Below are 18,969 nucleotides of genomic sequence, written 5' to 3'. Positions count from 1 at the left end.
TTGTTACATTTATAATATGAACAATCCCAAAAAGAAATCTGATTGGCGAGAAAAGCTTCATGAAATCATTTATGAGGCAGATACCCCTCAAGGGAAACTGTTTGATATTATTCTATTAATTGCCATTCTAGCAAGTATTTTATTGGTGATGCTTGAAAGCATAAAAAGCTTTGATGCCAAGTATCACCAAGCTTTAAATATCTCTGAATGGATTATCACAATTCTATTCACTATCGAGTATATATTCAGGATAATTACCGTTAAAAAACCTATTAAGTACATTACTAGTTTTTATGGAATTATTGATTTATTATCAACACTTCCTAAATACATCTCCATCATTTTTGCGGGAACACATGCATTGGTAGCCTTAAGAGCCTTAAGATTATTAAGAATATTTAGAGTTCTGAAATTAGCACGCTTTTTGGGAGCATCCAACCAGTTAACCATGGCTATTAAAGCAAGTAGAGCCAAAATATCAGTCTTTTTGTTTGCCGTACTTATTTTATCCATCATTTTTGGAACGATTATGTACTTAGTAGAAGGCGAAGAAAACGGATTTACAAACATCCCTAAAAGTGTTTATTGGTGCATTGTAACCTTAACAACAGTAGGTTTTGGAGATATTGCTCCTACGACCCCTTTAGGACAATTTATTGCTGCAGTCATTATGATTTTAGGATATGGTATCATTGCTGTACCTACGGGAATAGTATCGGCAGAATATGCCAAAAGTCAATCAGATAGTCATAAGAAGGATTCTAATTTAGAAAGTAAAAAGCATACTAAAATTGATATCAATTCACAGTCATGCCCAAATTGTTCTGTTGAAGGTCATAAAGACCAAGCTAAGTATTGTTACAAATGCGGTTATTTAATTAATGATGCATAACGGAAAATTCCTAATTTCTATTGTTGGCCCCACGGCTATTGGAAAGACTTCCCTTAGCATTAAATTGGCACAGCATTATAACACAGAAATCATTTCTGCGGACTCTAGACAATTTTTTAAGGAAATGAGTATTGGGACTGCAGCTCCTACCAAGGAAGAGCTCAAAGCTGCAAAGCACCACTTCATCCATCACATATCCATTGAAGATGAGTACAATGTGGGAAGCTTTGAACGAGATGCCCTATCAAAACTTGAAGACTTATTTGATAAATACAACATAGTCATTATGGTTGGTGGTTCTGGTCTATATGTAGATGCTGTTACCAAAGGTTTAGACGATTTTCCGGATATTGATCCGAAAATTCGAGAGGATTTAAATGAACAATTAGCAACATCTGGTTTAGAATCCCTTCAAAAGCAACTTCAAAAACTTGACCCAAAATCTTATCAAACTATAGCCATTGACAATCCGCATAGAGTCATAAGAGCCTTAGAGATTTGTTTAGGAACCAACAAACCATACTCAACATTTTTAAATAAAAAAGAGTCCAAAAGACCATTTGAAACCATTCACGTTGGACTAACTGCAGATCGAAACATCATCTATGACCGAATCAACCAACGGGTAGACCTTATGATGAGCTTAGGGCTTTTGGAGGAAGTAAAATCTCTAGAATCTAAAAAGCATTTAAATGCATTAAATACCGTTGGCTACAAAGAACTATTCATGTTTTTAGAAGGAGCTTGGACCAAAGAATTCGCCATTTCGGAAATCAAAAAAAATTCAAGACGATTTGCAAAACGACAACTAACTTGGTTTAAGAAAAATGAATCCACTATTTGGTTTGACTACGAAACACCTCTTCATGAAATTGTTAATACCATTGACAACAAATTAAACAATCATGAAATCAGTTAATCTACTTATATTTCTTTTTTTATTTTCGGTTAATGGGTTTACCCAGAACCAATCTGAACTAGAAAATATCAACAAACAAATTTGGATTCCTTTTACCAAAGCCTTTGAAACAAAGGATTTAAATCTCTTTAAAAGCATCCACAGTAAAGAATTAATACGCGTTAATGCTGATGGTAAGCGAATTATGGAATTTGAAGACTATATGTCCGGATATCAAAGGAGATGGCAAAAATCAAGTAGAAACCAAACCATTTCATTCCGGTTTTATGAACGGATCCATAATGCCAAAACCGGATCTGAAATAGGAATATACAAGCTTACATTAAATCCAAACACGAGTGAAGAAGCCTCATATTATGGAAAATTTCATGTGATTTTAATTCAAGAAAATGGTCTATGGAAAATTCTTGTGGATTATGACTCGTCCACAGGGCAGACCATTGGAGAAAGTGATTTTCTATCAGGTTTGGATATGAATGATATCAATAAATATTAAAAAAAAAGTCCAGCTAATAGCTGGACTTTTTTTATTGTATAGGTATATGATTTTAAGCGCTTTGGTTTACAACCAACCTAAATCCTTCTCCATGTATGTTAAGTATTTCAACATTTTCATCTAGTTTCAAATATTTTCTCAACTTAGCGATATATACATCCATACTTCTAGAAGTAAAATAATTATCGTCACGCCATATTTTTGTCAAGGCCAATTCCCTAGGCATTAAATCATTTTCATGAAGAGCAAGCAATCTCAATAGTTCATTTTCTTTAGGAGATAATTTAATTTGCTCCCCGCCATCATAGGTTAAGAACCTTAATTTTGAGTTCAAATGGAACTTTCCTATTTGGAATTCAAATTGTTTACTATCTGCAACCGTTTCTGTTGCTTTACGTTGCATAATAGCCTTTATTTTCATTAACAGGACCTCGCTATCAAAAGGCTTGTTAAGATAGTCATCTGCTCCCACCTTATATCCTTTTAAGACATCTTCTTTCATGGCCTTAGCAGTTAGGAATATAATTGGTACATCCGAATTTTTATCCCTTATTTCCTTTGCCAATGTGAAACCATCTTTATAAGGCATCATGACATCCAAGATACATAAATCAAAGTCGTCTTTCTTGAATTTTTCAAAGCCCTCCATTCCATTTTTGGCATGGGTAACTTGATAATCATTCATCATTAAATAATCCTTAAGAATAGTTCCAAAATTAGGATCATCTTCTACTAATAAAATCTTCTTTTGTTGTGCGTCACTCATAGCTTTATGATATTAATGGAAGCCTAATAATGAAGGTACTTCCTTTGTCTTTTTCACTTTCTACAGAAATATGACCTTGATGGTCATCTACGATTCTTTTTACATAGGCCAAACCTAAACCATGACCTTTTACGTCATGCCTATCACCAGTATGTTCCCTATAAAACTTTTCAAACACTCTTTTTTGAGCTGCTTTACTCATACCACTTCCTTGATCTTTAATTCTCAATAAAATATTTGTTCCAACATTCTCTGTCGAAACATCAATTTTAGGAGGTTGACCCTCTGGTGTATATTTTACGGCATTATCCAAAATATTTACTATTACATTGGTAAAATGGCTTTCATTAGCCAAAACTGAATTTTGTTCAGCATCTAAATGTAATTGGATAAATCCTTGTCTATCTTCAACAAGTAGTTCTACATGTGTAATGGCATCTTCAATTAGCTCATGTAAATCAACTCTTTCCTTACTTATATTAAGTTCATTACGCTCTAGCCTTGAAATTCTCAACACGTTTTCAACCTGGGCATGCATGCGTTTATTTTCATCTTTAATCATATTTAAATAACGCATCACCTTATCTGTATCTTCAATTACCTTTGGATTTCTTATCGCATCCAAAGCCAAGTTAATAGTAGCGATAGGTGTTTTGAATTCATGCGTCATATTATTGATGAAATCTGTTTTGATTTCAGAAATTTTACGCTGCTTGAATAATTGCATTAAGGCACTCGTATAGGCAATAATGATAATCGAAGTAAAGATGATGGATAACAATGTCATTTTTATAATTGACGATTGTAAAAACAAATTCCTACTAGGAAAATTCACCAACAATTTATAATGATTAAAATCATTTTCGTTTTCAAAAATGGTCACCCCAAAGGTTGTGGCCTTATCCAACTCAAAATTGTCACTTTGAACCTTTGTTGCTAAATCATTACTATAAATAGCAAACTGAAATCCTAAATTGATGTTATCTTCTTTCAGTTTTTTGGTTAAAAGATTTTCTATTTCTTCTTCAGATACTCTTTTGTAGATAGGTGTCCTAAAAGCTAAATCTCTATATGATTCATCATAAAAGACTTCTTTAGCCCTAGTTAACTCACCTGCCCTAAGCAAACTTCCCCTAAAACTTCCATCGGTTCGAGGTTCTAACAAACTGGATTGAACCACTTTGTTGGTACTTCTATTACTTAAAACCCGTTTTATGGTAATACTGTCTAAACCTATGTCAAAGATCGATGAAGATAACTTGTAGTTCTCTTCTAAAATACTATTTCTATAAATGATGGGCTCACTATTATTATCGCCTTCCAATTTCAAAAATAATTCCTGATACCCAGTAGTATCAACCACAAATCCTTCCGATTCCAGTTGTTGAAGCTTGTTAATATGCTCCTTATACTCCCTGTTTTCAATGGCCCTCGAAGTATAACTTAAAGCTTTTTTTACATTAAAAGTAAACTGCTTTTCCTCGTTGACTATGGAATTATTAATGTAATAGGCCTGCACAAAGATAATTCCCACAAGGGATAAGCTCATTAGCAGGATTAGTACGATGAATATCTTCTTGCTCATCGTTCAAATTTAACATTTTAACATTTAGGCAACTGTCCCTTTAACCTTACATTAACAAAAATGTTAAAATGCAAGGTTCATCCTACTTTTTGAAGAATTTTCAGATGAATTTCGCGAACTTGTTTTTGGGTTTCTTCCAGATTTAAATTGTGGATTACGAAATTCGATTTCGCTATTTTTTCTTTTTCTCCAAGTTGATTGGCCATAATAGACTCAACCTTCTCTTTTGAGGAGTCATCTCGCTCTAGCACTCTTTCAATTCTAATTTCTTTTGGTGCTGTTACGGTAACTATTAAATCACATTGATCAGCTCCACCACTTTCAAATAGAATAGCTGATTCCTTCAACACATAAGGAGTATTTTGCTTTTTGACCCAACGATCAAAATGTTGGCCAACACGCGGATGAACGATGGCATTCATTTGTTTCAACTTTTCCTTATCATTAAAAATAGCTTGGGAAATCAAAGGTTTATTTAACTGACCCTGAACATACACGTTATCCCCAAATAAGGCTATCAACTTCCTCTTTATAAATTTGGATGTCACCATAAGTTTTTTAGCCTCATCATCGGCTATATAAATGGGTATATTAAACTCCTGAAACATCTTAGCAACGGTAGTTTTCCCAGATCCTATACCACCTGTCAATCCTACAATCATCATTTTAAAATAATAAATTCAATAGGTTGTTTCGACATTTTCACATGTCTTGCATGGTTTGACTTTTGTACAATTTCTGGAACCAAGTAATTGGTACCTTCCACTACCTTGTCAAAATCACAAACAACCTTAAAATCTCCAGCCTTAATGGAATTAAAGTTAGACAAACTAGAGGAATATGTAACTGATATTTTTCTAGGGAAATATTTCAAATTAATATCCTGTGGCACATTAATGACATTAACAGGCAATTTTAATTGTCCTTCTGTAAATTTCTCCACACGTCCCTCTATTAAAACTTTGCTATGAGAAAAAACCAAATTTTCCTCTTTATTGTCAGGTAATTTTAATGTCACCACTTGATGAATATCAGCTTGAATATTGTTGATCACTAAAGAATCCGTTTTAATGGATTTAATTTTTGAAACCAACATTTCGGGGCCGATTATTTTGATACTATCGGGCTCAATGCTGATATCTTCCAACAAATCGTAACCAGGTTGAAAATTTAAATGAACTTCTGATTGTATTGGCACTTTCTTTACAGCATTAACATCAAATCGAAACTTTAAAGTATCTGGCGTCATGCTAATAATCTCTACATCCTTAGCAAATTGATCATTAATAGCTGAAAAACCTTTACTCTGAATCCAATAATAAGTACTGTCTTTAATAAATAGATTGCGTTTAAAGTCGATGTCAATTTGCGGGTTCTTGTAATAGTACTTCAACAAGTTAAATCCGCTCGTTCTAACTGATAAATTTAATACTTGATTATTATTGTTTAATATGACATGGTTCTCAGGAACATTTAAACGGTTTACTTGAAATCTAATGGTTTTGGTATAAACGCTAGAGAGTTTCAGAAACACCAAAACAATAAATGAAAAAAGTAAAAACAATAAAAACACATTTATTTTTTTACTCTTAAAAGATGATAATATTTTAGATTTTAAGTAGGCAACCATTAATGTTTAAAAAATAATTTAGGGAAACTTTTCTCCGGATTTCTTTTCAAGAAACCAATTTTAATTGTGGATTCCAAAAAACCGAAACCATATCCCACAAACTGAACAAGAATTGCAGGGACACTCAATATGGCTACAGTAAAGCTTTTGTTATTCCACAAACTTATCGCAAAACCTATTCCAAGATAAGCCATATAACAAAAGAACAGCCAATAGATTTTAAAAATCACTAAAATTAATGAGACCATAAAACCCAAAACAAAAAGACTAGGAAACCAATAGGTGATTTTTTTGGAAGTGGGGTGCCAATGGTTCAAAATGGGCCGCACCAAACCAAATTTTCTCACTTGTTGGTAGAATTTTTTCCATGAGATTCGTCTTTTGTGATACACAAATGCTGAAGGTATTAATCTAGTTTCATAACCTAAATTCCATAATCTGAGCGTTAAATCAGGATCTTCACCTGGATGAATGGTTCCAAAGCCACCACAGGCTTGGAAAGCCTCTTTAGATAATCCCATGTTAAAACTTCTGGGTTGAAACTTATCAACCGATTCATTTCCACCTCTAATGCCCCCTGTAGTCAAAAAAGATGTCATGGAAAAATTAATCGCCTTTTGCAAATTGGAAAAAGTCTCATGAGCTGCGTCAGGCCCTCCAAAACAATGAACAAAACTATCAGCCAAACTTCTCTCTACTTCAACCAAGTAATCTTTGGGCATGATACAATCTGAATCCAGAATGAGAAAATAATTCCCTTTGGCACGTTTCATTCCATAATTTCTTGAATCGCCAGGACCTGAATTCTCTTTATAATAGTAAGAAATATTTAGCTTTTCAGCGTATTCATTCACAACCTCTTTAGAGGAAATTGTTGACCCATCCTCCACTACTACGACCTCAAAGGGAGCGTGTGCATGCAGTTGACTGAGGCTCATTAACAACTCTTCAAGTTCTTGGGGTCGGTTATAAATGGGTATTATAAATGAAAATCTCAATTCCATAAAACAAATGTAGTTAAAGCACATAAAAAAAGCCACCCAAAATGAGGGTGGCTTTTGCATAGTTGGTTAGTTAAGTAGACGCATCTATTCTTAAATGAATCTAATCGTTTTAGTGGAACCAATTATTAAAATTAAAAGAGAGAAATAAAGCAACTCTCCCTATTCTGTTTATTTTCATTTCTTATTCCTTCAATGGTTTGAAGAAAACCAAAGTATCATTTTAGGGTTGATTGTAGCCTTAAGCGAGAGCTCTCTTACCTTACCTTTCCTCTTTCCCTGCTCCGTTAATGCAAAATTTGAATGCCCAATTGGGCATTCAAATTGGCAACAAATGAAAAAATCAATGCTTAATTGATAATCTCATCAAGTTATTAATCAATAGTATTTATGCGAAAAAATACTTTCAAATCAACAAAATTTAACTGAATTAACCAAATAAATTACAGAATGTAATCAAAAGGAATTTAAAATTGACAAATAAAACAGGTATTAAACTAGGTGTATTTTAAATATAAAACACTGCAAACAAATCTTTTATAACTCGCTTCTAGTAAATTATAAGGCTTTGTACTTTTTATAAAAAAAAGCCACCTTATTGAAGGTGGCTTTTTTTATAATCTTAAAATTTAAAACTAAATCATCTACTTTTTGACAATTCTAATAGTTTCTGTCAAACCGTTGATGGATACTTTAACAAAATAGGTTCCTGATTTTAATTGATTCATATTTAAAACCGGATTGGTATTGTTAGGCAAATTAGTTAATACTATTTGACCCAAAGTATTATATACCTCAACCTTTTCAACAACTTGTTTTGCTTTAATATTTAAAGTTTCAGAAACCGGATTAGGGTAAAACTCAAATAAATTGTCCATGGTCACATCTTGCACTGAAAGCGATTCTGTTTCAATACTCAAATCATAAGTGGTGCTTTGAGGAGACGCCCAGGTAGAAACTATAATATAATACGTTGAACCTGCAAACAACTCAACCTCCACAATTCTATCATCACTATTTGAGCTTCCTGCGAATCCTACACAGGTAGGATCAGTGTTTGGACACCCGTCTAAAACATGAAGTCCAGACCATGTTGATCCTAAATTGCTTAAAGTAATGGTGTACACATCATCTGTATCTGGCGTGAAGGAATACACTACATCATCTCCACTCATATAATAAGAACTACAACTACTTGAACCATTTTCATAATCATCAAAGTAATTTGCAGTATCATCGCTAGTTAAATATGGTAATTCAACTATTTCTATAGCTGTCTCACAAATTTGACCAGGTATAGGACAGGAATAAGCAACCGTTCCAACTACAAAATCACAGCTCGAATCTGCATGTACCCCAGAAACAGTTATTTCTGAACCATTAACATATGGTCCAAAGGTATATGTGCCAGCAGCTGTAACATCCAAAGTAGTAGTTCCGTCATTTAATTGAATCATATCACCTACTTCTGACACTTCTACATCTATATAAAATTGATCATTATCACAATCTGAATCTACTGTAGCTTCAGCCACACCTTGCACACAATTGTACTCAATAATACTGAAACCATACTCCGTACTTTGAGGAGAAGCCCAAGTAGAAATCACAAAATAATAACTAGTTCCCTCAGTAACCTCCAACTCAAAAGAAAGGTCACCAGAACCCCAACCATTAGAAACCGAAGCAATACAGTTGGTTCCTATATCTTCACAAGAAGTATAAACAAATAACCCTGCATAATTATCTGATAAATCATAAAGACTAATCAACAAGTTACTATCTGCAACAGCATCATACTGATAAAACACATCATCCCCATTTAAATAGCTACTGCTATTACAATTTCCTGGAGATCCAGAATAGTCATCAAAATAATTAGCTGTACTATCATTGGTATCATATGGCAATGCAGTAATAGGAATTGCTGTTTCACAAATTTGACCAGGTATTGGACAAGTATTTGTAAATGTCCCTACTTCAAAGTCACAAACGGCATCTGAATGTACTGCAGAAATGGTTGCTTCGGAAGCATCATCATATGGTCCAAAGCTAAACACACCTGTCTCAGTTACTGATAAAGTAGTTGTTCCATCTGTTAATTCAATTATATCACCAACTTCTGTCACCTCTACATCAACAAAAAACTGACTGTTATCACAATCTTCTATTAAAGATCCTTCAGCAACTCCTGGTGTACAGGTAGATTCCATTATATTGATATCAACATCAACAGAATGCCCATAAGAACCACTATAACAAGGTCCTTCAGTTTGGTTACCATTCCAGTCCATAATAATTCGCATTCTATGCTCTCCCAAAACAGCGTCTGCAGGAATAGTAAATGACAAATCTAAAAAGCTGTTTGACATTGGTGTATCATCTGGAGTAAATACCAATTCACCATCATCATCAAAATCTGAATCATCATTGTAATCGATCCAAACAAATGCACCGTAATTATAAGTACCTGTGCTAATTGTTAACTCTAAGACGGTATTGATACTTGTATAAACATCAACTGGGGCACCAGTTAAATCTTCATAAAATGCACCGTCTGCTTCATAGGTGATAGGAAAATCTGTGTCTCCCAATAAAACGTTGGTAATTCCCTGTCCGTCTACACTGGTTGGAACAGAAGTACAATAACATAAATTTTCGGAAGTCGTATAAGTTTCCTCGGCACAATCAACAGCTGAACCTGCTGTATTATAAGGTAATATGGTCCAATAATATGTTATTCCTGCATCTTGTAAATCACCAGGAACTGAATACATTGTTACATCACCTAAATCTTCATTATTATAGACATCAGTTCCTCCGGGAGTTGTTCCCAGGTTTAAATAATATCCATCTGCTATATCCAAGGCATCCCAAGTCAATGAGGTAGAACCAATGTTTCCACACTCTGGATCTGGTGTGGCAACTAAATTAGCAGTACAGGTAGGCATAGCTACCGTTGTAAATGAATATTCAGAACACTCAGTTGCATCACCATTGTCATTATATGGAACAATAGAGACATAATACAAGGTTGCAGGATCTAAGGTTCCCAAAGAATAACTAGTCACATTGCCAACATCTCCAGAAAATACTTCTGAGCCACCTGAGGTGGTACCTACAGTCAAACTGTAACCAAGCGGTGCACCAGTAGCTACATCCCAGGAAATATCTCCTGTAGTTGGAGCATTGACTGCTCCATCAGCTGGAAAAGCAAGACCTGCATCACAATTAGGAGGCAATACAATTTCCTGACTGGCAAAAAAGTTATCCACATAAAAATAATAATCACCTGTTGCCCAGACATTATATATTCTCAGTTTAACATCTGATCCTTCTGGTAAAGAGGCCGCCGGAATAACACCACCCATATTGGCACATTCATTACTTACAATGTGATTATCATCATTAATGGTAAATACTGTTGTCCAATTGGCACCATCATCCAAAGAATACTGAAATTCAGCTGTTCCCCAACCAGCAGAGGTAGCTACTGTTTGATCTGAATAATTTACAATTTTATAATCAAAGGAAAAGCCTAAATCTGTCTCATTGGAAGCCCCGACATAATTAGGGCTCGTTAAATCTGCAGTAGTTGACCAAGAATAAAGATTTCGCCTTTGAGAATTTCCGGAACATGCTTGTGTAGAAGTATTGGTGTAAGAGTTTGACCAACCCGAAGGTGTACCAGAATCGAAATTCTCGTATACAAAAACCTGCGCATTCATCTGCCAAGTCATTGCACAAAAAATAAAAGCAAAAAGCCAAAATGTAATTTTTTTCATACGCTTATTAATTAAAGTTTTATAGGAGTAATTAGAACCGAAAAGTAATACTTTAAAACAATTAACAAAAATTTAATTATAATTTAATATTTCAATTTCAGTTTTAAATTATTAATAATTTATCCTAATGATTACATTGATTAGTAGGAAATACATAAAATTGTGAATTTATCGGATAAATTTAACCTGATTGAACATTGGTTATAATTTGAGGACGAGAAAAATGTTATCAGGTAGAGTCAAAAAATAGAAATGCTTCTATCTTATAATAACTCTTAAAGTAAGAATAAATCTTAATTTTTAACGTTAAATTTTAAAATTTTTAATTCCATAGCTGAGAATAATGATAAAACACAAAAAAGGTTGCCCATGGGCAACCTTTTTATATATTGATTAAACTGTATTAAAATCAGTGTTTTTATTTCTTCACTATTCTAATTGTTTCAGTACTATTTCCTATAGTTACTTTTACAAAATAAGCTCCAGCTGCAAGGTTACTCATATCAATGATACCTTCAATGTTATTTGGTGATTCATTGGCAACCATTTGACCTAACATGTTGTACACCTCAACCAATTCAATGGCTTGTTGTGCCTTAATGGTTAAACTGTTTTCAACCGGGTTAGGGAAATAAGAAAACAATTCTTGGGTATCAAAATCCTGAGTTGATAAGGTTTCATTATAGGCAGAAATTGAAAAAGGTTCTGTTTCATTTCCTCCAAACTCCCAAACTCTTACGTAAATCGTTTCACCAGGTGTCAGGTCATTCAATTCAAGAAGCGAATAGTTTCCAGTAGCGGCACCGTCATCATCACAATCAATCGATGTCAGTGAACCACAAGACCCAGAAAATGCTTCAATTACAGAATCAAATCCGGTCGTCCCATTTGAATCTGTAGCTGTTTCAATATTGACGCTTCCATTCGCTGGTACAACAACAGCATACCATACACCAGGACCATTAGACCCACAATCATTTGGCTCTGCATCTCCAGTTGCTCCACCAACTGTCCCGTCTATTGGATAGGCTTCAATTGAAGGTCCTACCGTCAGCATTTCTGCCCCTTCACAATCATCATTTGCAGGTGGGCAATAATATTCCCATGTACCTACTTCAAAGTCACAGACAGCATCTGAGTGTTCTGCGGTAATAGTCACTTCTGTACCATTAGGGTAAGGACCAAAAATATATAAAGACTGAGATGTACTGACTGTTTCAGACTGACCAGCACCATCAGTAAGGGTTACTAAGTCACCATAATCATCAACCGTTTCAATTCCAATTTCTACAAAAAATTCATCTGAATCACAGTTAGGAACCACTCCTGCTATGACATCTGCAGGGACACAAGACACACAAGATATATCATACGCCCAAGATGTTTCCGTGCCTTCACCACATGATCCTATACCATCAGATTCAAATTCCATATAAATACTTCCTGAATTAGCTTGGAAACTTAGTCCAGTCAAATCACTTCCATCGAAATCACTGTCAAATAGAACAATTCCTGTATTGTCAGGACCATCATAAATTACCAAATCGTCATAAGTCTCACCCCACCAAGAATCATACTCTAAAGTCCCTTGGGAAAATTCAATGAGCAAAGGACTAACACCGTCACTTGAAACGTAGCTAAAAACCACACTTTCATTATTTTCATAGCAATAAGTTTCACTTAATGTACTACCACAAATAATTTCCTCAGGGCATTGAAAATAAAACTCATCCACCTCAAAATCGCAATAATCATCTGTATGAAGCGCTTCGATGTTTACGGTAGTGCCACTAGCATAAGGTCCGAAAGTATAAGTTCCTTCTCCAGTTACTTCAATTGTAGTGGTTCCATCGGTTAAATCAGTAATATCCTCTTGATTCGTCACTTCAACATCAATTGAGAATTGCGTGTTATCACAATCAGAAACAATTGTTCCAGTGGCCTCTCCTTCCAAACAAGGCAATGTTCCAATACATATATCAAAAACAGAAGTATGGCCTCCTGCTGATGTCCAAGTAAATACTTGAACGTAATAGGTATTTCCTGGGGTAAGTCCATCCAATTCAGAAGAATCACCATCATTACACTCCAAAGGTTCCCCTAAAGAACCACAACCAGAAGAACCGTCATAAATAGCGTGGTACATATCAACTGTTGATCCTGAAACATTAATTAAAGATACCATATGAACTTCATCAGTCGCCACAAAGCTATACCATACATCATCGTCTGGTGTGCCACCACAATTATCAACTCCAGAATCTGTGGCTCCTAATATTGTCCCATTAGTAACAACAGCACAATCATAGTCGGCATTGACTGTTAAAGAAACAGCATCAGAACATTCATCATTTGCTGGTGGCGTTGGAAGTGTCGTAAACGAATATGGGCCTACCCAATCACTGGTTCCATTACCCTCACAATCGGCTTGCACATAGTAGTCATATTCCGTATATACACTTAAACCTGTTTTGGTAAAGCCGATAGCCACACCGGAATCGGTTGGGTTTTCTGTTGGAGTTACTCCAGCTTCTACCACTTCTACATTGTAAATTGAAGCAGTTCCTTCCTCAGTCCAAGATAATATTGCTGATGAAGTGGTTATTTCTGAAGCTGTTAAACCAGAAGGCATCAAACAACTTGGTGCTTCTGGTACAATAATTTGAAATGAAGCTTCCAATTCTTCTGGTGTTCCTTCACAACTATTTGCTGAATCTGTGTCCTCACCATCATCTGGAGATACCCCTCCATTATTTCCTATAACATCACCATAAGCGGTAACGGTGATAAGAGTTCCATCCCAGCCATCATCATACTGATCATAGCAATTAACAAAATATGTTCCTGGATCGATCTCAATATCAACATTAATTAGGCCAGCTCCATCACATTGAGTACCATTTCCTTGACCCCAAATTTGAGTACCGCCTCCATTTATTTCAGTGGTTATACTTACCCACTTTTCACCCGTCCAGCTCCCACCAGATGTTGTAATATTAATGGTGCTTTGGGCGTGTATTGACCCCATAAAGGCCAATAAAACAATAAAACATAAAAACGTAATTTTTCGCATAATAAGTTTTCAATAGATTAATAAATAGTTAAGCTTTCAAATTAAACATAACTCATTGAACAATAGTGAACAATCCTATCAAATCGATAAAACTTACATTTTAAACGACGAATTACCTCACAAAAAAAGGCGCCCATTGGACACCTTTAAATTATTGAAACTAAATATTTTACTTTATTCTTCTGGAGCAAAAGCCTCCATAACTTCCTGGCTCACTCCCATATTACTGAAACCACCATCATGAAACAGGTTTTGCAAAGTCACCATCTTAGTTAAATCACTAAATAAAGAAATCGTGTAATTAGCACAATCCAATGCACTGGCGTTTCCTAAAGGCGACATTTTATCTGCATAATTGATAAACCCATCAAATCCTTTAACTCCTTGTCCAGCAGTAGTTGGGGTTGGTGATTGTGAAATGGTATTGACTCTTACTTTTTTCTCTTTACCAAAGAAATACCCAAAACTTCTGGCGATACTTTCTAAATACGCCTTGTTATCAGCCATGTCATTATAATCTGGAAACACTCTCTGTGCTGCCATATAGGTAAGGGCCACAATACTTCCCCACTCATTCATGGCATCAGCTTTGTATAAAGATTGCATGACTTTGTGAAAGGACATCGCAGAAACGTCTGTTCCTTTTTGAGTCCATTCATAATTTTGGTCTGTATAGTGTCTGCCCTTTCTCACATTAATGGACATCCCAATTGAATGAAGTACAAAGTCTATCTTTCCGCCTAAAATTTCCATGGATTTTTCAACCAAATTGTCAAGGTCTTCCACAGATGTGGCGTCGGCTGGAATAATTTCAGAGCCTGTTTTTTCTGCCAAGTCTTTTATTTGCCCCATTCTCATGGCAATTGGCGCATTGGTAAGCACGAAAGTCCCTCCTTCTTCATGAACTCTTTCTGCCGTTTTCCATGCAATAGAGTTTTCATCTAAAGCTCCAAAAATGATTCCTTTTTTACCTTTTAATAAATTGTACGACATATTCTTATTATTACGATGGTTTTAAAATTCAAAGATAGTATTAATTCAATAATTGTTTGGCATGAGCTATGGCTGAATTTGAAATTTCAACCCCTCCCAGCATTTGGGCAATCTCAATAATTCGTTCATCATGGTTTAATTTAACCAGGTTAGTTTCTGTAACATCCTCCTTATCTTCCTTGTACACTTTAAAATGACTATGCCCCTTTGCGGCGATTTGAGGTAAGTGGGTAATTGCAAAAACCTGCATGTTTTTACTCATATCCAACATAATTTGTCCCATTTTATGCGAAATCTCGCCTGATACACCCGTATCTATCTCATCAAACATGATGGTAGGTAATTGAACGTAATTAGATAAAATGGCCTTCACAGCCAACATAATTCGTGATAACTCTCCACCAGACGCCGCTTTTTTAAGCTCATTAAAGTTTCCTCCTTTGTTAGCCACAAACAAAAAGGCTATTTGGTCTTTTCCGTTTTGGAGAAATTGGTTGACCAGCTGTAATTCTATTTTGAATTGCGCATTAGGCATACCCAACTGAGACAAAATATCTTTCAATTGCTGTATCAAGGAAGGTATTACTTTTTGTCTGTTTTCATGAATTTCTTTAGCTGCTTGATTAAGAGCCTTTTCTTTGAGTAGAATCTTATTTTCCAATTCAGAAATTTCTTCGTCTAAATTTTCGGTCTTAGAAACCTTCTCTCCCAACTCTTGTTTGATTGTAAGCAGTTCTGGTATCGAATCTACCAGGTGTTTTGTAAACAAATTATTAATGACCTGTAGCCTGCCATTGACAAATTCTAATCTGTTAGGATCTGTTTCCACCCCATCCTTCAAATTTTCTATTTCTGAGAAAACGTCATCCAATTCAATTAATGCGCTATTGATACGTTCGTACAAGTCTTGGTATTTAGATCCAAATCCTGACAAACCTTGAAATTGGTTTTTAAGTTCGGTTAAAGATTTTAAAACCCCGATTTCTTCTTCGCTCAATAAGCTTACCGCATGCGCTAGTTTTTCCTGAATTTCCTCAACATTGTTCAGCATTTCATATTCTTCCTCCAAAGCTTCCAAATCTTCACTGTCTAGTTTGGCTTCCTCCAACTCATTCAATAAAAAAGCATGGTAATCATACTCTTTTATAGCCTCTGCTTTTTGCTTAAGCAAACTGTCTAAATTACTTTGAAGCGATCGAAACTCTCTAAACAAGTCTTTATAAGTACTTACACTAGATCCATTAGCTGCTAAAGCATCAATAATCTGGAATTGAAAATCATCCTCGGTTATTTGAAGTGTTTCATGTTGCGAATGAATATCAATTAATCGTTTGCTTAACGCCTGTAAACTGGATAAGTTAACAGGTGAGTCGTTGACAAAAGCTCTAGATTTACCCGAAGGCAAAATTTCCCTTCTGATAATAGTTTGAGGCTCATAATCTAGGTCTTCTTCCTTGAATAAATCTGCCAAATCATAATGTTTCACATCAAAAACAGCCTCAATAATGCATTTCTTTTCAGAATCCTTAAGTGAAGATAAATCTGCACGCTTTCCTAAAATAAGGGACAAACCTCCTAATAGGATGGATTTACCTGCTCCTGTCTCACCGGTTATAATGGTAAGTCCTTGATTGAATTGAACCTGTAAGTGGTCAATTAACGCATAATTTTTTATGGTTAGGGATGTTAACATATTCTCGAAATATAGAGAAGTTAGGAAATTCTAAATTACGACTAAAATTTAATAGAACGCCATTTACCGGCATGGATAGGCGCAATTTTGTTAAGCACACTAGTTAACTTGGTAATTTCAACGCTAGGTCCATCAGAGAAAACCTGTTCGATCTCATCGGCTTTAGCATCAAAAAATGTGCGCATTAAGTAAGAATTAGGTCTTCTATTATTCATAGGCTCTAATTCTATAATGGCATCTGCCACATTTTTCTTAGCAGCTTTCACATCTTCATACATTAGGTCCATGCCCTCCCGATGATAATCATATAATACTTGGCGATACTCTTTATAAGTTTGGGATTGAATGGTCTCAATTAAAGCAAATCGTGTTTGCAACCCATCTTCCAATTTCCATCCAGAAAACCCTTCTTGCTGTGAGTAATTCACAATGGTTCTAGCTTGTTGAAAATAAGCCTCACCGCCTTGTAAGGCAAATGTATCGGCATCTACACCTAAAATCATATAAACATGAAATGCTATAACAGATATCAAATTGGACTGAAATTGATTGGGGTTAAACACCATATTTTGGAATTCCTGATACCTAAATGAAAAGTTCTTATCATTAACGTTATAAACAGGTGTGCTGTATGTAGAACCAAAAACTGGTCTTGTAGATTGAACCTGAATACTACCATTGTATAAGTCACCACTTTTATTGGTAATGGTGATAACCATACTACAATTGATGCGCTCTTGTGGTTTAAACACCTTGTTAGTCCAGGTGGTATTATTCACAAATTCGGTTAGTTGCTTTTCAAGCGTCGTAAAAACTTGGAAATTTTCATTTCCAGTTTGTTGTGCATTAATAACTAAATTACAGTTCAATTCTTGGGAAAACGACTGAATTCCAACAAACAATAAAAAATATAAAAGAATTTTATTCATTTAAATGCATCACAATTTCATTAAAAATATCATTTGCCACCTCAGCTTTAGACTTCAATTCAAAGGCCTTAAAGTTTTCCTGAGCGTCAAATAAGGTGATTTTATTAGTTGGTGTTTTAAATCCTGCACCTTGATCGTTTAACGAATTTAAGACAATTAAATTTAAATTTTTTCTTTTTAGTTTCTCCTTTGCATTTTCTATTTCATTATTGGTCTCTAATGCAAATCCAACTAAGAATTGTTGTTTCTTTATTTTTCCTAAAGAAGCCAAGATATCCTTGTTCTTCACCAACTCTATATGTAACGTTTCTTGCTCCTTTTTTATTTTTTTATCTGCCACCACTTTTGGTCGGTAGTCTGAAACAGCCGCAGAACAAATAGCAATATCACATGTTTCATAAAATTCATGCACCTTGTGATACATCTCCTCCGCACTTACTATCCGATGTACTTCAATGCAATTATTATTGGTAGAAAGATAAGTGGGGCCGGTAACCAAAATAACTTCTGCTCCAAGAGAAGCAGCACATTCGGCCAATTCAAATCCCATTTTTCCACTGGAATGATTCCCTATGAATCTTACTGGATCTATAGCCTCATAGGTAGGTCCCGCTGTTATAAGAACCTTTTTATTTTTTAGAGGTAGTTTACTTATTATATCTTGTTCAATGAACGAAATAATATCCTCAGGCTCCGCCATTCTTCCTTCTCCTACCAAGCCACTTGCCAGCTCTCCCGTACCTGCAGGAATCATAATATTCCCAAATACTTTCAACGTTCTAAAGGATTTGTCTGTAGACGGATGTTTGTACATGTCCAAATCCATTGCAGGAGCAAAATATACGGGGCACTTTGCAGAAAGATATACAGCCAATAACAAATTGTCGCAAACCCCATTAGCCATTTTTGATAAGGTATTGGCAGTGGCTGGAGCAACAACCATAAAATCGGCCCAAAGACCATAATCAACATGGTTGTTCCAAATCGCATTTTCATCTTCCTCATTATAGAAAGAAGAATGAACCGGATTTTTAGATAAAGTTGAAAGTGTTAAAGGGGTAACAAAATCTTTGGCATTGGGCGTAATAATCACTTTTACCTCGGCTCCTGCCTTGATAAAAAGCCTTACCAAAGACGCAGTTTTATAAGCGGCAATACCGGCACTTACGCCAAGAAGTATTTTTTTGCCGCTTAATACTGACATAGG

Annotated in this window: 14 protein-coding genes; 3 read left to right on the top strand and 11 right to left on the bottom strand. The window is 35.2% G+C overall.

Features of this window, described 5'->3' with window-relative positions; all coding sequences use genetic code 11:
- Positions 1 to 16 precede the first annotated feature (16 nt).
- From ZA07_RS11975 to ZA07_RS11965, 3 genes are read left to right on the top strand one after another with little or no spacing between them, the layout of a single operon-like run.
- Positions 17 to 892: an ion transporter gene (locus ZA07_RS11975; RefSeq protein WP_053971905.1), complete on the top strand. Its 876-nt coding sequence runs from the start codon at positions 17 to 19 to the stop codon at positions 890 to 892.
- Complete coding sequence (gene miaA / locus ZA07_RS11970; protein WP_157492128.1) at positions 882 to 1,811, top strand: tRNA (adenosine(37)-N6)-dimethylallyltransferase MiaA; 930 nt, start codon at positions 882 to 884, stop codon at positions 1,809 to 1,811. The genes ZA07_RS11975 and miaA overlap by 11 nt, the downstream gene beginning before the upstream one ends.
- Positions 1,798 to 2,307, top strand: a complete 510-nt coding sequence (locus ZA07_RS11965; RefSeq protein WP_053971904.1) for a DUF4440 domain-containing protein — start codon at positions 1,798 to 1,800, stop codon at positions 2,305 to 2,307. The genes miaA and ZA07_RS11965 overlap by 14 nt, the downstream gene beginning before the upstream one ends.
- Positions 2,308 to 2,359: 52 nt before the next feature.
- Here ZA07_RS11965 and ZA07_RS11960 read toward each other — a convergent pair whose 3' ends face one another.
- From ZA07_RS11960 to coaBC, 11 genes are all read right to left on the bottom strand, one after another.
- Positions 2,360 to 3,073: a response regulator transcription factor gene (locus ZA07_RS11960; protein ID WP_053971903.1), complete on the bottom strand. Its 714-nt coding sequence runs from the start codon at positions 3,071 to 3,073 to the stop codon at positions 2,360 to 2,362.
- Between the two features lie 4 nt (positions 3,074 to 3,077).
- Positions 3,078 to 4,622 carry a sensor histidine kinase KdpD gene (locus tag ZA07_RS11955; RefSeq protein WP_082316597.1) on the bottom strand — a complete coding sequence of 515 codons (1,545 nt, stop codon included), beginning with the start codon at positions 4,620 to 4,622 and terminating at the stop codon, positions 3,078 to 3,080.
- A 113-nt stretch (positions 4,623 to 4,735) separates the two neighbouring features.
- Positions 4,736 to 5,323, bottom strand: coding sequence for a dephospho-CoA kinase (coaE, locus tag ZA07_RS11950; RefSeq protein ID WP_053971901.1), 588 nt, complete (start codon positions 5,321 to 5,323; stop codon positions 4,736 to 4,738).
- Positions 5,320 to 6,222 (bottom strand): YbbR-like domain-containing protein, encoded by a 903-nt coding sequence (locus ZA07_RS11945; RefSeq protein WP_231628675.1) that lies wholly within the window; start codon positions 6,220 to 6,222, stop codon positions 5,320 to 5,322. Before ZA07_RS11945 ends, coaE begins: the two co-directional genes overlap by 4 nt.
- Positions 6,223 to 6,287: 65 nt before the next feature.
- On the bottom strand, positions 6,288 to 7,292 hold the full coding sequence (locus ZA07_RS11940; RefSeq protein ID WP_053972135.1) for a glycosyltransferase family 2 protein: 1,005 nt from the start codon (positions 7,290 to 7,292) through the stop codon (positions 6,288 to 6,290).
- Positions 7,293 to 7,933: 641 nt separating this feature from the next.
- Positions 7,934 to 11,074 (bottom strand): GEVED domain-containing protein, encoded by a 3,141-nt coding sequence (locus ZA07_RS11935; protein WP_053971900.1) that lies wholly within the window; start codon positions 11,072 to 11,074, stop codon positions 7,934 to 7,936.
- A gap of 418 nt (positions 11,075 to 11,492) precedes the next feature.
- Positions 11,493 to 14,102 (bottom strand): T9SS type A sorting domain-containing protein, encoded by a 2,610-nt coding sequence (locus tag ZA07_RS11930; protein ID WP_231628674.1) that lies wholly within the window; start codon positions 14,100 to 14,102, stop codon positions 11,493 to 11,495.
- A 219-nt stretch (positions 14,103 to 14,321) separates the two neighbouring features.
- The gene (locus tag ZA07_RS11925) at positions 14,322 to 15,140 is read right to left on the bottom strand and encodes an enoyl-ACP reductase (RefSeq protein WP_053971898.1); all 819 of its coding nucleotides are present in this window, start codon (positions 15,138 to 15,140) and stop codon (positions 14,322 to 14,324) included.
- A 40-nt stretch (positions 15,141 to 15,180) separates the two neighbouring features.
- A complete protein-coding gene (gene recN, locus ZA07_RS11920) occupies positions 15,181 to 16,833 on the bottom strand; it encodes a DNA repair protein RecN (RefSeq protein ID WP_053971897.1) in 1,653 nt (550 codons plus the stop codon).
- A 41-nt stretch (positions 16,834 to 16,874) separates the two neighbouring features.
- Entirely contained in the window at positions 16,875 to 17,762 is an 888-nt protein-coding gene (locus ZA07_RS11915) for a DUF4835 family protein (protein WP_053971896.1), read from the bottom strand.
- Positions 17,755 to 18,966: a bifunctional phosphopantothenoylcysteine decarboxylase/phosphopantothenate--cysteine ligase CoaBC gene (gene coaBC / locus ZA07_RS11910; RefSeq protein ID WP_053971895.1), complete on the bottom strand. Its 1,212-nt coding sequence runs from the start codon at positions 18,964 to 18,966 to the stop codon at positions 17,755 to 17,757. The genes ZA07_RS11915 and coaBC overlap by 8 nt, the downstream gene beginning before the upstream one ends.
- Positions 18,967 to 18,969: the final 3 nt, after the last annotated feature.

The sequence above is a fragment of the Mangrovimonas sp. ST2L15 genome, assembly GCF_001280515.1.
Taxonomy (GTDB): domain Bacteria; phylum Bacteroidota; class Bacteroidia; order Flavobacteriales; family Flavobacteriaceae; genus Mangrovimonas; species Mangrovimonas futianensis.
Note: the sequence above shows the minus strand (reverse complement) of the source record. Positions and strands in the feature narration are given on the sequence as shown.

Coding starts and splice junctions, on each gene's coding strand:
- ZA07_RS11915 (WP_053971896.1), bottom strand. CDS start 17,762: ATGAATAAAATTCTTTTATATTTTTTATTGTTTGTTGGAATTCAGTCG.
- coaBC (WP_053971895.1), bottom strand. CDS start 18,966: ATGTCAGTATTAAGCGGCAAAAAAATACTTCTTGGCGTAAGTGCCGGT.
- ZA07_RS11965 (WP_053971904.1), top strand. CDS start 1,798: ATGAAATCAGTTAATCTACTTATATTTCTTTTTTTATTTTCGGTTAAT.
- miaA (WP_157492128.1), top strand. CDS start 882: ATGATGCATAACGGAAAATTCCTAATTTCTATTGTTGGCCCCACGGCT.
- ZA07_RS11960 (WP_053971903.1), bottom strand. CDS start 3,073: ATGAGTGACGCACAACAAAAGAAGATTTTATTAGTAGAAGATGATCCT.
- ZA07_RS11955 (WP_082316597.1), bottom strand. CDS start 4,622: ATGAGCTTATCCCTTGTGGGAATTATCTTTGTGCAGGCCTATTACATT.
- coaE (WP_053971901.1), bottom strand. CDS start 5,323: ATGATGATTGTAGGATTGACAGGTGGTATAGGATCTGGGAAAACTACC.
- ZA07_RS11930 (WP_231628674.1), bottom strand. CDS start 14,102: ATGGGGTCAATACACGCCCAAAGCACCATTAATATTACAACATCTGGT.
- ZA07_RS11940 (WP_053972135.1), bottom strand. CDS start 7,292: ATGGAATTGAGATTTTCATTTATAATACCCATTTATAACCGACCCCAA.
- ZA07_RS11925 (WP_053971898.1), bottom strand. CDS start 15,140: ATGTCGTACAATTTATTAAAAGGTAAAAAAGGAATCATTTTTGGAGCT.
- ZA07_RS11935 (WP_053971900.1), bottom strand. CDS start 11,074: ATGAAAAAAATTACATTTTGGCTTTTTGCTTTTATTTTTTGTGCAATG.
- ZA07_RS11975 (WP_053971905.1), top strand. CDS start 17: ATGAACAATCCCAAAAAGAAATCTGATTGGCGAGAAAAGCTTCATGAA.
- recN (WP_053971897.1), bottom strand. CDS start 16,833: ATGTTAACATCCCTAACCATAAAAAATTATGCGTTAATTGACCACTTA.